Annotated in this window: 17 protein-coding genes; 13 read left to right on the forward strand and 4 right to left on the reverse strand. The window is 66.2% G+C overall.

Going from position 1 to position 14,214, the window contains the following annotated elements; translation table 11 throughout:
- The coding region (locus tag AC1DYD_RS21445) for a hypothetical protein (protein ID WP_478174767.1) at positions 1–319 on the reverse strand (319 nt) is incomplete at its 3' end.
- A gap of 181 nt (positions 320–500) precedes the next feature.
- Between AC1DYD_RS21445 and AC1DYD_RS21450 the strand changes: the two genes are divergently transcribed.
- From AC1DYD_RS21450 to AC1DYD_RS21490, 9 genes are all read left to right on the forward strand, one after another.
- Positions 501–728 carry a hypothetical protein gene (locus tag AC1DYD_RS21450; protein ID WP_478174768.1) on the forward strand — a complete coding sequence of 76 codons (228 nt, stop codon included), beginning with the start codon at positions 501–503 and terminating at the stop codon, positions 726–728.
- Positions 729–835: 107 nt separating this feature from the next.
- Complete coding sequence (locus AC1DYD_RS21455) at positions 836–1,489, forward strand: BON domain-containing protein (protein ID WP_478174769.1); 654 nt, start codon at positions 836–838, stop codon at positions 1,487–1,489.
- Between the two features lie 176 nt (positions 1,490–1,665).
- The gene (locus AC1DYD_RS21460; RefSeq protein ID WP_478174770.1) at positions 1,666–2,121 is read left to right on the forward strand and encodes a hypothetical protein; all 456 of its coding nucleotides are present in this window, start codon (positions 1,666–1,668) and stop codon (positions 2,119–2,121) included.
- Positions 2,122–2,685: 564 nt separating this feature from the next.
- Entirely contained in the window at positions 2,686–3,765 is a 1,080-nt protein-coding gene (locus tag AC1DYD_RS21465) for an ABC transporter permease (protein ID WP_478174871.1), read from the forward strand.
- Position 3,766: 1 nt separating this feature from the next.
- Entirely contained in the window at positions 3,767–4,579 is an 813-nt protein-coding gene (locus AC1DYD_RS21470; RefSeq protein ID WP_478174771.1) for an ABC transporter ATP-binding protein, read from the forward strand.
- Positions 4,564–5,502: an MlaD family protein gene (locus tag AC1DYD_RS21475; RefSeq protein ID WP_478174772.1), complete on the forward strand. Its 939-nt coding sequence runs from the start codon at positions 4,564–4,566 to the stop codon at positions 5,500–5,502. Before AC1DYD_RS21470 ends, AC1DYD_RS21475 begins: the two co-directional genes overlap by 16 nt.
- Before the next feature lie 44 nt (positions 5,503–5,546).
- Positions 5,547–6,140: an ABC-type transport auxiliary lipoprotein family protein gene (locus AC1DYD_RS21480; RefSeq protein ID WP_478174773.1), complete on the forward strand. Its 594-nt coding sequence runs from the start codon at positions 5,547–5,549 to the stop codon at positions 6,138–6,140.
- Between the two features lie 186 nt (positions 6,141–6,326).
- A complete protein-coding gene (locus AC1DYD_RS21485; protein ID WP_478174774.1) occupies positions 6,327–6,872 on the forward strand; it encodes a hypothetical protein in 546 nt (181 codons plus the stop codon).
- Positions 6,873–7,052: 180 nt separating this feature from the next.
- Positions 7,053–7,289 carry a hypothetical protein gene (locus AC1DYD_RS21490; RefSeq protein WP_478174775.1) on the forward strand — a complete coding sequence of 79 codons (237 nt, stop codon included), beginning with the start codon at positions 7,053–7,055 and terminating at the stop codon, positions 7,287–7,289.
- A gap of 261 nt (positions 7,290–7,550) precedes the next feature.
- On the opposite strand, the gene AC1DYD_RS21495 is transcribed toward AC1DYD_RS21490, so the two are convergent.
- Positions 7,551–8,588 carry an AraC family transcriptional regulator gene (locus AC1DYD_RS21495; RefSeq protein ID WP_478174776.1) on the reverse strand — a complete coding sequence of 346 codons (1,038 nt, stop codon included), beginning with the start codon at positions 8,586–8,588 and terminating at the stop codon, positions 7,551–7,553.
- 97 nt (positions 8,589–8,685) lie between these two features.
- On the opposite strand from AC1DYD_RS21495, the gene AC1DYD_RS21500 reads away from it, so the two are divergent.
- From AC1DYD_RS21500 to AC1DYD_RS21510, 3 genes are read left to right on the forward strand one after another with little or no spacing between them, the layout of a single operon-like run.
- The gene (locus tag AC1DYD_RS21500; RefSeq protein WP_478174777.1) at positions 8,686–10,173 is read left to right on the forward strand and encodes a flavin-containing monooxygenase; all 1,488 of its coding nucleotides are present in this window, start codon (positions 8,686–8,688) and stop codon (positions 10,171–10,173) included.
- Positions 10,174–10,184: 11 nt separating this feature from the next.
- Positions 10,185–11,066, forward strand: a complete 882-nt coding sequence (locus AC1DYD_RS21505; protein WP_478174778.1) for an alpha/beta hydrolase — start codon at positions 10,185–10,187, stop codon at positions 11,064–11,066.
- A gap of 35 nt (positions 11,067–11,101) precedes the next feature.
- On the forward strand, positions 11,102–11,905 hold the full coding sequence (locus tag AC1DYD_RS21510) for an SDR family NAD(P)-dependent oxidoreductase (RefSeq protein WP_478174779.1): 804 nt from the start codon (positions 11,102–11,104) through the stop codon (positions 11,903–11,905).
- Between the two features lie 77 nt (positions 11,906–11,982).
- Here AC1DYD_RS21510 and AC1DYD_RS21515 read toward each other — a convergent pair whose 3' ends face one another.
- Complete coding sequence (locus AC1DYD_RS21515; RefSeq protein ID WP_478174780.1) at positions 11,983–12,771, reverse strand: SDR family NAD(P)-dependent oxidoreductase; 789 nt, start codon at positions 12,769–12,771, stop codon at positions 11,983–11,985.
- A gap of 27 nt (positions 12,772–12,798) precedes the next feature.
- A complete protein-coding gene (locus AC1DYD_RS21520; RefSeq protein ID WP_478174781.1) occupies positions 12,799–13,230 on the reverse strand; it encodes a carboxymuconolactone decarboxylase family protein in 432 nt (143 codons plus the stop codon).
- 90 nt (positions 13,231–13,320) lie between these two features.
- Between AC1DYD_RS21520 and AC1DYD_RS21525 the strand changes: the two genes are divergently transcribed.
- Positions 13,321–14,199, forward strand: coding sequence for a LysR family transcriptional regulator (locus AC1DYD_RS21525; RefSeq protein WP_478174782.1), 879 nt, complete (start codon positions 13,321–13,323; stop codon positions 14,197–14,199).
- The last annotated feature ends 15 nt before the right edge of the window (positions 14,200–14,214 follow it).

The following is a 14,214-nucleotide window of genomic DNA, read 5'->3' on the forward strand; positions in this document are numbered from 1 at the left end:
ACTTGAATCCATAGAAGCGCTCGTTGAGGTGGCGCGTGACGGCAACGATGTCCTCTTCGCTCCAGTTCAGCGCGCCCGCGGCCTGCCAGCGTGCCACCTGCGCCTGCAGGCTGTTCCAGTCGGTCGCCAACCTGCGGTCACGCCAATGCACCTGCGTCGTGTGGCAGGCGATGCAGTGCGTCGTGTACAGAAGTTCGCCGCGTGTCTGGGCACCGGCCACGGGGCCGAACACGCTTGCCGCGACCAGCAAGCAGGCGGCCGGGAACCGGGCCGGGTGGGCCCCCTGCCGGCGCACGGGATCGGGATGCAGGTCGTTCATTGGGTCCCTTTCGACGATGGAATTCCATCATCCTGAAACTTGGCACGGAGCGCTTGATGCAGCGCAATCGGCGATCCGGACGCTAGGTGAATCGCGAACCGCCGACGGCCGGGTTGCGCGCGATCAAGATCCGGGCGGCGCGGTCGATCTAGCGTGACGGCAGGCCAACCAGGAAACGACCATGAGAATCACCATTCACACCGACGCGGCAGCACCGTGCGAACTTCAGGTGGGCACCGCCCACCACGCCTACCCCGGGGCGCTTCCCGAGGTCGGCCAGACCCTCGTGATTCCCGATGACGCCAAGGTCGACGAATCCGCCAAGGGGCGGGCCAAGGTCACCAAGATCATCTGGCACTACAACGCGGCGATGAGTTCGCTCTGGCCCGAGATCGTCTGCAGGCGCTAGCCGCATCGGCCTTGCCTTGATCCAGCGCAAGCCGGTCGAGAGATCGGCGCCTAGAGTGATTGTGAAGCCCGCGAAAGCAGCGCTTGTCCACGATGAAAGGAATTCGCATGAAATCCGATACACAACTCCGGGACGACGTCCTGGCCGAACTGAAGTGGGATCCGATCGTCAACCCCACCGATGTCGGCGTGATCGTCAAGGATGGCGTGGTCACGTTGACCGGGCACCTCGCCAGCCACGCCGAGAAATACGCGGCGGAGCGAGCCGCCCAGCGTGTCGGCGGGGTCAAGGCCCTGGCCGTCGAACTGAGTGTCAAGCTGCCTGCGCTGGATGAACGATCGGACGCCGACATCGCCACGGCGGCCGAGCGCGCGATCGAGTGGAACTCGCTGATCCCCAAGGACAAGATACACATCCTGGTGGAGCAGGGATGGGTCACCCTGAACGGCGAGACGGAGTGGGACTACCAGCGACGCTCCGCCGAAGCTTCGGTGCGCTACCTGCTCGGCGTCACCGGTGTCACGAATCTCGTGACCATCAAGCCGAAGGTCAGCGCTGCGGGCATCGAGAAGAAGATCAATGAAGCACTGGCGCGCCGCGCCGAGCGTGAAGCCAGGCACATCGACATCTCGGTCGCCGGCTCCCAGGTCACGCTGGAGGGCTCGGTCCACTCGTGGGCCGAACGCAAGGCCGCACAGTGGGCCGCCTGGTCGGCACCCGGCGTCTCCACGGTGGTCAACCGCCTGCGCGTCAGCCCCTGAGAGGGGTGCTGCGGGCCGAGATGAGCGGCGGCACGCCGTCGACGGCCCTTTCCCTTGCGCATGCCTGCCATGGGAACCGCGGGCTGGAGTTCCGTGCTCACGCCCTATTGATCCGCATGCGCCGAGTGACGACTCCGCACGGCGCTGACGCTAGGACCGACCTGAAACGACAACGGATGAACAGACCCAATATCCGCGGACTGCTCCTCGCAGCAATCGCGTCACTCGCTTTCTCGGGCTGCATCGCAGCGACGCGTCCAGCGCCACAACCCACGTTGGCGCCGGGTTCGTACCTCAGCGGCGGCATCGGCGAACAAGACCGGCAGGACATCCGCGTGACGAGTGATCTCTACAACCTGCGCCTGACGTTCGCGGAGAACGGTACGGGCGCCTATGTCGCGGGCGTGACCGTCGTCATCGAACCCATTGGCCAAGGCGCGCATTACGACCCTTTCGTGGACTGCGGGCCTCTCTTCAATGTCGTCGTGCAACCTGGCGCCTATCGTGTCGCTGCCACCTATGCAGGAGTCACACTGACCAAGATCTTCCGAGTTAGCAAGGGGGCGACGCTTGGCACCTTCTACTGGCCAGGCCAGGCCAACCCCAATCAAGGCTACCGGGGCGGACCATGAATTGATCGGGGGATAACCATTCTTGAACTCCCACTTTCAACGCTCGACAACTAGCGAGTTTGGCAGGGAAACTTGGCATCTGCGAACGCTGTAGCAGTTCCCTTGGCGTCGTGGTTCGGGCAATTGGGTGGGCGGCCGCCGGCATCGGGGAAGCCGCTCGTAAAGAGCGGTGCCTTGGCGTCCCCTACCAGCGCCGGAGACCGCCCTGACTTCATCCTAGGCATCGATATGCCAGAGTGCTTGACCTGCATCAAGGCAGCGATGGAACGGCAGAAGGCCACTACCCGGCAAGGCAAGGGCCCATCGCGTTGATTCACATCAAGCCTCGCCGCGCAAGCGCACCTACAGTGAATCCTCCGCAGGGCCAGTCCAACCCGATCGAGGACACAGATGAAAATCACGATTTTGGCCACCTCAGGGATCTCACGCCGAGCGTGCGAGCGTCCATGCGCTTCGTGGCACTCGAGACGGTCGACGACGCCATAGCGGCAGCACTCGACCAAGAACCGTCGCACAGCCCAGTCGCGCGTCATGCACACGTCCATGGACCCTCCCCAGGCCAGCATGTCACCGCTGAGGTCCGGAGGATGGTCGCTGGCTGGCAACTGGACTGTGCGCGGACTGGGCGACATGCCAAGAGCGCTCGACGCGCATGCCTGCGGCCCGGGGCCGGTCGTTCTGGACGGTGCCTCGCTCGCCGCCATCGACAGCGCTGGCGTGTGGGTGCTGCAACGCTGGCTGCGCCGCCACGGCGCAGCGGCCGCCTTGCGCGACTGGCCGCCGCGCATGCAGATGCTGATGACGCTGGTCGGCGAGCAGCCCGACCAGCCCTTGCCGCAGCCGCCCGGCTCCTCGCCCCTGGAGCGGGTGGGGCGCCAGGCCGATGCTTCGGCACAGCAGGCGCTCGGCCTGCTGCGCTTCATAGGACAGGCCGCCGTGGCCGCGCTGGGATTGCTCGCCAGCCCGCGTCGCATCCGCTGGCGCACCGTGTTGCGCAACATCCAGGTCGACGGATTCGACGCGCTGCCCATCATCGGGCTCACGTCGTTCCTGCTCGGAGTCGTCGTCGCCTACCAGGGCGCGGACCAGTTGAGGCACTATGGCGCCAACGTGTTCGTGGTCGATCTGGTCGGCTACGCGATGCTGCGCGAGTTCGCGCCGCTGATCAGTGCGATCATCATCGCTGGACGTTCGGGCTCCGCCTATGCGGCGCAGATCGGCACCATGGTCGTGACCGAGGAGGTCGACGCGATGCGGACCATCGCGATCGATCCGATCGAACTGCTCGTGTTGCCTAAGGTGCTCGCACTGGCCATCGCCCTGCCGCTTCTGACCGTCTTCGCGGATGTGACCGGCGTGCTGGGTGGCATGGTGATGGCACGCGTTCAGCTGGACATCGGCTTTCCGGAGTTCATCGACCGCTTTGGGCGAGAGATGCACGGCCCCACGCTGCTGGTGGGAGTCGGCAAGTCGGTGGTGTTCGCGCTGGTGATCGCACTGATCGGCTGCTTCCAGGGCTTTCGCACGCGCGGCAGCGCCGACAGCGTGGGGCGACAGACAACGAAGAGCGTGGTGCAGTCGATCTTCCTCGTGATCGTCGCGGACGCCTTGTTCTCCGTGGCGTTCAACATGCTGGACCTCTAGCATGGCGCCGGCAGACACCGTGATCGCGATGCAAAAGGTCTGCACCCGCTTCGGCAGCCACGCAGTGCACACCGATCTCGACCTGGAGATCCGGCGCGGCGAGATCCTCGCGATCGCGGGCGGCAGTGGCTCGGGCAAGTCGGTGCTCATGCGCGAAATGATCCTGCTGCAACGGCCGACTTCCGGGTCGATCCACCTGTTCGGCCACGACATCGAGACGCTCACCGTGCCGCAGGCGCATGCGCTTCGACTGCGATGGGGCGTCATGTTCCAGCACGGCGGGCTGTTCAGCGCGCTCAACGTGCGCGAAAACATCGGGCTTCCGCTGCGCGAGCACAGCAGGCTCGACCGCGCGCTGATCGACCGCATCGCCGAATGGAAGCTGTCCCTTACCGGCCTGCCGCCGGACGCCGGACTCAAGCAGCCGGACGAGTTCAGCGGCGGCATGCTTAAGCGGGCCTCGCTGGCGCGCGCCATCGCCCTCGATCCCGAGCTCCTGTTCCTCGACGAACCCACCTCCGGGCTGGACCCCGACAGCGCAGCGGGCGTGAGCGAACTGATCCTTCGCACCCACGCGCTGTATGGATTGACGATCGTGATCATCACGCACGACCTTGACCTGCTGTGGCAGGCCTGCGACCGCGTGGCGGTGCTGGGCGAAGGTCGGGTGCTGGCCAGCGGCTCCATGGAGGAGCTCTCGCACCACGCTCACCCCGTCGTGCGCGGGTACTTCGAAGGCCCGCGCCAGCAACGGGCCGCCTCATCGGCGACGCAAGTGCGTCGTGACAAGGGAGCACCATGGACGACAAGGTGAACTACGCGGTGGTCGGCGCGTTCGTGCTCCTGCTCGGCGCGGCGCTGGTGGCCGGCGTGCTGTGGCTCGCGGCCGGCGCCCACGGCGGCAAGCGCTACAGCCCCTACCAGTCGATCATGCGCGAGTCGGTGGCCGGGCTGAACGTAGACGCGCCGGTGAAGTACCTCGGCGTCGATGTCGGCAAGGTCAGGGAGATCGCGATCGATCCCGCGAATTCGAGCCAGGTGCGCCTGCGCTTCCTCATCGAACAGGGTACGCCGATCAAGATGGACACCGAAGCGGTTCTCAAGACGCAAGGGCTCACGGGCATCGCCTACGTCGAACTCAGTGGAGGAACCGCCGCTTCGCCGCCGCTGCGCGCCGCGGAGGCCGGGGAGATTCCGACCATCCGTTCCATGCCGTCGCTGAGCACGCGGCTCGAAAGCGTGCTCACCACGGTGCTCGCCAGCTTGGACCGCATGTCGACCAACCTGAACGCCACCTTCGACGCCGACACTCGCGCCGCCGTGAAGCAGATGCTGGCGGACACCGCGACCCTGACCCACACGCTCGCCGCCCAGCAGGCCGCGCTCGCCGGCGGCATCGCCGACGCGGCGCGCACGGCCCGCAACACGGCGCGCGCCAGCGAGCATTTCGCCTCGGCGATCGACCGGGTTGCGACCGCCGCCGATTCGGTCGACAGGATGGCAAAGTCCGTCGCCGCGGCCGGCGATCGTGCGGGTCGCAGCGTGGAAGCGGCCGCCGGCGGCTTCCAGGAGATCCGCAGCGACGCCGAGCCCGCGCTGGCCCAGTTGCTCAGTGAGCTGAACCAGCTTGCCGTCTCGTTGCAGCGTCTGAGCGAACAGACCGAACGCAACCCGAACAGCCTGCTGATGGGCGCCCCGCAGAGGAAGCCGGGACCCGGCGAAAGGGCCCCCCCATGAGTCACCGTTCCCGTCGTTCCGCTTGCGGCACGCTGATTGCCGCGATGCTCACGGGCCTTCTGGTCGGTTGTGCGTCGTCCCTCCTGCCGAAGCCTGCCGCCCCGCCCGCGCTGTTCACGCTCTCCGCCGAAAGCGAGGCATTCGCCGCGCCTGCCCCGGGCGCGCCCACGCCCACGCCCACGCTGATCGTCAACCTCCCGCGCGCTGCCCCGGGCTTCGACACCTCGCAGATCGTCTATGTGCGGCGACCGTACGAGATCGCGTATTTCGCGCACAACCGGTGGGTCGACACGCCTTCGACCATGCTCGCGCCGATGATGGTGGGCGCGATCGAACGCTCGGGCGCATTCCACGCGGTTCTGGGCGCGCCCACTTCGGCCACCGGACAACTTCGTCTGGAGACCGAACTCGTCCGCCTGCAGCAGGATTTCTCCACGACGCCGAGCCATGTCCGCCTCACCCTGCGCGCCACGCTGGTGGACGCCACGACCCGCCGCGTCATCGCGGGCCGCGAATTCGATGTGCGCGTGAATGCACCAAGCGACGATCCCTATGGCGGCGTGATGGCGGCCCAGCGTGCGGCGAGCCAAGTTCTGCCCGGGCTGGCGGCTTTCTGCGCCGAATCCGTCGCCCGCTGAGTACCATAGCTGCGGTTCATGCCCTATTCGCCAGGCATCGGCAGATCGCGAAAAAAGGCACCTTGACGAGACTGTCTACAACGACTCGCCCCCCTTCATCCCCATCATTGTGGGGAGGCCACCTTCGGCCGGCAGCCACCACAATCCCTCTATGCCCGTTGACGAACTCGCCTCGAGCGCGAACCAATGGAAGAAGTTGGCTTCCGATGCCAAGCCCGTGGGCCGCAGCGCTCGCACTCTCAGATCCTGACCTTCGAAGGGAATAAGAACGTGAGTCCAGCCATGCAAACCCCGGATCTTGAGACAGTCGCAATGGTCAGAGTCGCGCTACAGGAGGTGATCTCGGCGCGCGAGCATGGCGTCCGAGCTGTTCCGTACTTCGCTCCCACCAACTTTGGCGTGCTTTCTCCCGATGAGAAGGAGAAAGAGTCGAACGTGAAAGAAGAGACTGACTACGGGAATCGCGTGCGCGCCGGCATCCACCTGACACTGTCTGCGGCAGTTGCAGCGCTTGAAGTTGCAGAAGCGCTCATGAAGGATTTTGCGACCTTGGACCCAAAGGATCGGAAGCGCCAATTGATTCGATGCTCGCTGGATGCTCGCGTTGCCAGGGACGCTGCAGCTGAAGCCGCTGCAGTCTTGTCGGGGCAACAGGCCCCCAATTCGGACGCGATGGTGGAGATCAAGCGCCTGAAGACGGCACTCTTTGAACGATTCGGGATGAGCGAGTAGCGAGCGTCACCCCTGCTGGAACAACACGGCAGCCAGCAGGCACTGGTGATCGAGCCACCAGAAGAGCACCGCGCGAACCTCTTCACCTAGCATGTTTCGCCTTTCCTTGCCGATGGTCGGCATTCGCTATCTGTCACTGTTCTCCGCGAAAATCGCAGCTCGACCATTGAAGGAAGGCCTATGTCGCAGGGGAAGAAATCACCTACCGAGCGCATCGAGGTCACGGACCAAGTTGGCAAGCGCCACGTTGTCATTCGATACGTCGAGGACGTTGACGCGAGCCCGGAGGACGTCGACATGCTCGACGAAACCGAAAATGCCATCGAGTACCGCCTCGAGACGGGCATGAGCGTAGAGAAGACCGGGCCCGACACGTTCAAGACAGCTGATGGGCGTTTGAATCTGACGGCGTTGTAGAGGCGCGCTTGCTGCCCCTCCAGGCAATGCTCGGGCAACCATAAGCTTCAAAGCATTCTCCCGACAGGGATGCATTCGCTGCGCGCTTCGCGTCGTGGCGCGCTGCGACCTCGCCGCGGATCTTGTCGGCGAAATGGCCCACCACCGGAGGGCGATGCCCATGGCGCCGCCGCACTCGCGGCTTTCCGCGGGCCGAACGCGTTCAGCGGGCGGTCGGCGCGCCAAGGCACGGCCGCGGCGCTTTACGCCAGCATCTCGGCATCACATCGGCAAGCCGCCAGAAGCAGATCCTGTCGCGTCCCGGCGCAATGCTGAGGGCGGAACGCCGAACCAGCGGCGGCAAGATCGCGTCATCGCCGATTGTTCGGAGAAGCCGAGGAGGTCCGCGAGTTGGCCCAGCGGAACCTTGGTCTCGCGCAGATAGTGCAACGCGGCGTCCTTGCGAATTTCTTCGCGGATTGCCTCGAACGTGGTGCGTTCGGCTGCAAGGTGGCGCTGCAGCGTGCGCGGATGGATGGCAAGCAGGGCTGCGACATCGGTCTTGCTGCCCTTCGGGGTGCCGAGGGTGTGGCGCAATGCCAGGCGAACACGGGCCGAAACGCTTTCGCCCGGGACTCGAAAGTGCCTTGCCAAATAGTCTTCCGTGATCTTCCGCAATGCAGGGTTAGCTCCCCGCAGGTCGGCGCGCAGCGTTTCGCGGCTGACGTGCAGGGCGGCATGCGGCTGCTCGATGAAGATGGGCGCCCCAAAGAACCGCTCGTAGACGGAAAGCGGCGCAACGGGCGTATGCGGCAGCGCGACCGCGCGTAGCAGGTACTGCTGGCCAGCGAGCAGACGTGTGATGTGATGCATGTCGCCGAGGCACAGATCGATCGCCTGCCGCTGCGCCGGAAGCCGTGCGAGATGGATCTCGGCCGACATCTCCGCAGCACCTTCGATCATCGAGCTGTCGTCATGAACGCCCAGCACAAGGCCAGGGCTGTGCACGAACAAGTGGCGAGACGCGTAGTCCCAGGCCTCCCTGACGGTGGGCGCGTTCTGTAGAACGATGCCAAGGGGGCCGAGCACGCCGATGTCCTGAACGTGCGACAGGCGCAGTCCGAAATCCGCGCAGCCCGTCTCGATGGCGCTGACCTCCAGCAGATGGACACAAGATCGCAGCGACAGCAGCGCATCTTCGTCAGTCAGCGAACCCGAGGGAATCCGGTGGCGCCGAAGCAAGGGGGCCGGGTCGGCGCCCAAGCTCCGCATGAGGGTCGCGTAGCCCCGCAATGCACTCGATCGAACCATGGCGGTCATGTCTCGAAATGTCAAACAACTGTCTTGAGATGTCAAGCGACATGGCGTGCGGCCCGGGATACTCCAAGCACTGCATCAACCCCCTAGAGGTTTCGACATGGAGACAAACTACGATGTGCTGGTCATTGGGGCCGGCCTGTCCGGCATCAGCATGGCCTGCCATCTTCAGATGGAGTGCCCCAGCAAGCGAGTGGGCATTCTGGAGCGCCGCAAGGCGATCGGCGGCACCTGGGACTTGTTCCGCTACCCGGGCATCCGCTCCGACTCGGACATGTTCACCTTCGGCTACCGGTTTCGTCCGTGGCATGACCTGAAGGTGCTCGCGGACGGCCCATCGATCCGGCGCTACGTCACCGACACGGCGCGCGAATACGGCATCGACAAGAAGATCCGATTCGGCATCAGGACGACAGAGGCATCCTGGTCGAGCGAGCACAAGCGCTGGACGATCAGCGCGGTCGATGAAGAGAGCGGCGAGCCACGCACCTTCACCTGCAACTACCTCGTCAGCTGCACCGGCTACTACAACCACGACGAGGGCTACCTGCCCACCTTTCCCGGCGTGGAGCGATTCAAGGGGCAGTGCATCCATCCCCAGAAGTGGCCCGAGGGATTGGACTACCGCGGCAAGCGCGTGATCGTGATCGGCAGCGGCGCCACCGCCGTGACGCTGGTGCCGACCATGGCCGGGGAGACCGCGCACATCACGATGCTGCAGCGCTCGCCGAGCTACGTGTTCTCCGTGCCGGCCTACGACGCGATCTCGGCTGCATTGAAGCGCGTGCTCCCGGACCGCTGGGTCTATGCGATGGCACGTCGGCGCAACCTGTTCCTGCAGCGGGCGATCTACAAGCTGTCGCGCCGCTGGCCCGACCAGATGCGAGCGTGGCTCTTGTCCAGCGTGAAGAAGCATGTGGGCAATGACTTCGACATGTCCCACTTCTCGCCCCGCTACAAGCCGTGGGACGAGCGGCTGTGCGCAGTTCCCGATGCCGACCTCTTCAAGGTGATCCGGGAGGGCAAGGCCTCTATCGTCACCGATCACATCGAGACCTTCACCGAAACCGGCATCCGGCTCCAGTCCGGCAAGGAGCTGCAAGCCGACATCATCATCACCGCAACCGGTCTGCAGTTGCAGTCCTTCGGCGGCATGGATTTGCGCGTGGACGGCCGCAAGCGCGCCGTGAACGAATTGATGACCTACAAGGGCGTGATGCTGCAGGATGTACCGAACATGGCATGGCTCTTCGGCTACATCAACGCACCCTGGACGCTCAAGGTGGACATGGCGTCGAGCTACTTCTGCCGCCTGCTCAACCACATGGACCGCAACGGGGCCGACGTCGTGACAGCGCGCGCGCCCGAGGGGGAGATGCTGGGCGAGACCATCGTGGCATCGCTCCAGTCGGGCTACGCGCGGCGCGGCGAGGCGATGGTGCCGCGCCAGGGGCGCGCGCTGCCGTGGCGGGTGCTGCACAACCCGGAGAAAGACCACGTGATGCTGATGAAGGACCCTGTGGAGGATTCGGCACTCGAGTTTCGCGGCGGATCGCCGAGCGGCACGCTGCGCCCTGCAGCAGCCTGAAGCAGACGCACATGAAATCCATCGAGTCCTCGTTCGCGAGCCAGGGCCTGCGCTGCGCAGGCACGCTGCTGATGCCCAGCCATGGCGAGCGTCCGCCCGTCATCGTGATGGCGCATGGATTTGCCGGCGTCCGCGCGATGCTGCTTCCGCACGCCGAACGTTTCGTGGAGGCTGGCTACGCCGTCTTCCTCTTCGACTACCGCAATTTCGGCGACAGCGAGGGGCAGCCGCGCCACTGGGTGGATCCCGGCCGGCACCTGAAGGACTGGGACGCCGCCATCCGGCATGTCAGGGCGCTCGAGGCCGTCGACGCCCAGCGCATGGTGCTGTGGGGCACTTCGCTGTCCGGCGGCCACGTGGTCTGCATGGCCGCGCGCGGGCATCGCGTTGCAGCAGTCATCGCAGGCCATCCGCTGATGAGCGGTTGGGCTGCGATCACTTCGCTCAGCCCGTCGGCCGTCCTGCGGCTGACCTTCGCGGGCCTGCGCGACGTCATCGGCAGCTTGTTCGGCAGGCCGCACTACGTACCGGTCGTTGGCCGGCACGGCGACCTGGCTGCGCTGACCGGCCCCGAAGCCTGGGAGGGAATGGAGAAGCTGAAGGCCATCGCCGACGTGCCGTGGGAGAACAAGGTGCTGGCTCGCGTGCTGCTGAAGATTCCCCACTACAACCCGATCCGGATCGCCCGCAAGGTCCGAGTTCCGACGCTCGTGATAGCAGGGTCGAACGACACCATCGTCTCGGCAGCCATCGCTCGTCAGGCGGCGAGCCGCATGCAGTACGCGGAGTTCACGCTGCACGCGTCCGATCACTTCCAGCCGTACTACGGCGACTACCTCCAAAAGAACGTGCGGGAGCAGCTCGCGTTCCTGCAGAAGCACGTGGCCGTCTGACGCGCAGCCGTCTTCACGAAACAAGGAAACCTCCCATGCATCCCTCCTTCAAAGGCAAAGTCGCGGTCGTCACCGGCGCCGGGTCCGGCATCGGCCGCGCGCTCGCGCTCCAGTTGGCCGCCGCCGGTGCGCGCCTCGCACTCTCCGACATTGATGCGGCCGGCTTGAGCCAGACCATGCGCCTGCTGCCGGGCGGCACCGAGGCGCGCGGCTACGGTCTCGACGTCTCCTCGCGCGAGGCGGTCTTCGCCCACGCCGAGGACGTGCGGCGCGACTTCGGTGCCGCGCACTTCGTCTTCAACAACGCGGGCACCACCCTGGTCGGCACCTTCGAGCACCTCGATATGGACGAGATGGACTGGCAGCTCGGCATCAACCTGTGGGGCGTGATCTACGGCAGCAAGGCCTTCCTGCCGATGATGTTGGCGCAGCGCGAAGGCTGCATCGTGAACATCTCGAGCATCTTCGGCCTGATCGGTTATCCCGCCCAGAGCGCCTACAACATCTCCAAGTTCGGCGTGCGCGGCCTGACGGAATGCCTTTGGCGCGAACTCGAAGGCACCGGCGTGCGCGCGGTGAGCGTGCACCCGGGCGGCATCAAGACCAACATCGAACGGGCTGCCCGGCGTTGCAGGCTCGCCGGCGAAAAGGAGGCTGGCTTCTCCGCGCTGGCCGAGAAGATCATGATCACGCCGCCCGAAGTCTGCGCCGCCGACATCCTGAACGGCGTACGGCGGGGCAAGAAGCGCGTGCTGACCGGAAACCAGTCCATGCCACTCTTCTGGCTGTCGCGGCTGATGCCCGATAGCTACCACAGCGTCGTCAAGCTGATTGCCTGAATCCAGCTCGCCTCGTCTTCCGACTAGACCATCGATGGAGACGAACACGGCCGGTGGCAAGATCGTGGTGCTCACGCTCACACCACCATCGGCACCGCCGCGCCGTCCATGGAAATGATGGCGCCAGAGATGTAGGCCGCGCCCGGCGAGCTCAGGAAGACCACCGCCCGGGCGATGTCCTCGGGCGTGGCCAGGCGGCCGAGCGGCGCCCGCGCCTGCGCATCGCGCAGCACTTCTTCCTCGCTGATCTTGCGCAGGCGGGCATCCGCGGCAATGCCCTGCGCCATGCGGTCGGTCAGGGTCAGCGCCGGGTTGACCGCGTTCACGCGCACCCCCAGGGGCCCGTAGGCCGCCGCCAGGCCGGCGGTCGCGAGCATCAACGCCGCATTGGCGGCACCGCCCGCCAGATGGGTCGGCGATGCGACCTTGCCACCCATGCCGATGACGTTCACGATCGCGCCCGATCCGCGCTCGCCCATGCGCTTGATCACAGGATCCATGACGTTGATGTAGGTGAAGAACTTGGCCTGCATCGCGTCCTGCCAGGCCTGCGGCTGCAGCTCGCCGAAGGGCGTGCGGCGCGCGGCGCCCGCCGAGTTGACCAGCACGTCGACCGCGCCACCCTCGCCTTGAACGGCGTCGACCATCGCCAGCGCTGCGCCGGCATCGCCCAGATCGGCGCAGTGGCCGCGCACCGCATGGCCCTCGCCCTGCAGGCTGGCGACGGCGGCTTCGACGTGCGCGGCCGTGCGCCCCACCAGGCTGACCCGCGCGCCTTCGCGCAGGAACTCGCGCGCGCAGGCCAGCCCGATGCCGCGGCTGCCGCCGGTGACAAGCACGTGCTTGCCGGTCAGTTGAAGATCCATGGCGCCTCCGAAGAATGGTCTGGTTGCTCAGGCCTCCACTGTGGCACAGCCGGCCGGCAGGGGCAGCGCCACCCCCGAATCGGCGAATACCTCGCGCACCACCGACAGCGCGTTGAGCGCGGCCGGGAATCCCGCGTACACGGCCATCTGCATCACCACCTCGACCACCTCGACCGGCGTGCAGCCCACATGCAGGGCCGCATGCACGTGCACCCGCAGCTGCGGCAGCGCATGGCCCATGGCACTCAGCGCGGCGACCGTCGCCAGCTCGCGTTCGCGCAGGCCCAGGCCTTGGCGCGCATAGATGTCGCCGAAGGGAAACTCCAACACGTAGCGGGCGAAGTCCGGGAACGACGCCGCCAGCCCTTCGGCCACCGCGAGGCCGGCCGGGCCGTCCACCTGGGCCAGCAGGCGCATGCCGCGTTCGTAGCGTTCGTTGTCGATCGGCTTCGAGTTCATTTGCGTCTCTCCAGTCAAAACGTTGATGGTCGCGACTATAAGGATGCGGCCGATCCCGTGGAATGACCGATTTCGTGATACCTTTTTGGTATGCCAGGACGCCTCGATTCCCGCTCGCTCGCCCTCTTCCTCGCGGTCGCCGACACGCTGAGCTTTCGCCAGGCGGCCGAGGTGCTGCATCTGTCGCAGCCGCCGCTGAGCCGCGCCATCCGCGAGCTCGAAGAACGGCTCGGCGCGCGGCTGTTCGAACGCAGCACGCAGGGCGTCGAGCTCACCGACGCCGGCCGCAGGCTGTTGCCCTACGCGCGGGGCGTTGCCAGGCTGCTGCGGCAGGCCGAAGCGGAATTGGCCCCGCGCAGCCTGCCGCCGACCTTGCGCCTCGGCCTGACCAGCGCGGTGGAGCCGGCCTGGTTTCGCGGATTGGCGCAACGGATCCAGCAAAGGCATCCGGGCACTGCCGTTGCCACGCAGTCCGACAGCTCGCCGCGGCTGGTCCGGATGCTGCGCGCCGGCAAGCTGGACGCTGCCTTCGTGGCGCTGCCAACCGACGCCCCGGGCCTCGACGTGCTGGCGCTCGACCGCCTGCCGATGGTGGCCGCGCTGCCTTCCTCCCATCCGCTGGCGAAGCGCAGGTCGCTGTGCCTGGCCGACCTGGCGTCGGAGACGATTCTTTGGTTCGAGCGGGCGCGCCAGCCCGCCTTCTACGACCATTGCCAGCAGGTCTTCGCTCGCCACGGCTTCGCACCGCGCAAGCTCAGGGAGCCGGCCGATCATCACGTGCTGCTGGCCGCCGTCGCCGAGGGGCGGGGCATCGCGCTGCTGCCGAAGTCCTTTGCCGCCCTGAAACGCGCCGGCGTCGCGTATCGCAAGCTGGCCGAAGGCGAGGAGCTCGCCGTCGGGGTCGGCCTGGCGACGCCACGGGACCGTCCGGCGCTGCGCGACATGCTGGCGAAGGCCGGCACGCCATGAGGCCTTATCCTTGCG

The sequence above is a fragment of the Variovorax sp. P4_B11 genome (assembly GCF_056402355.1).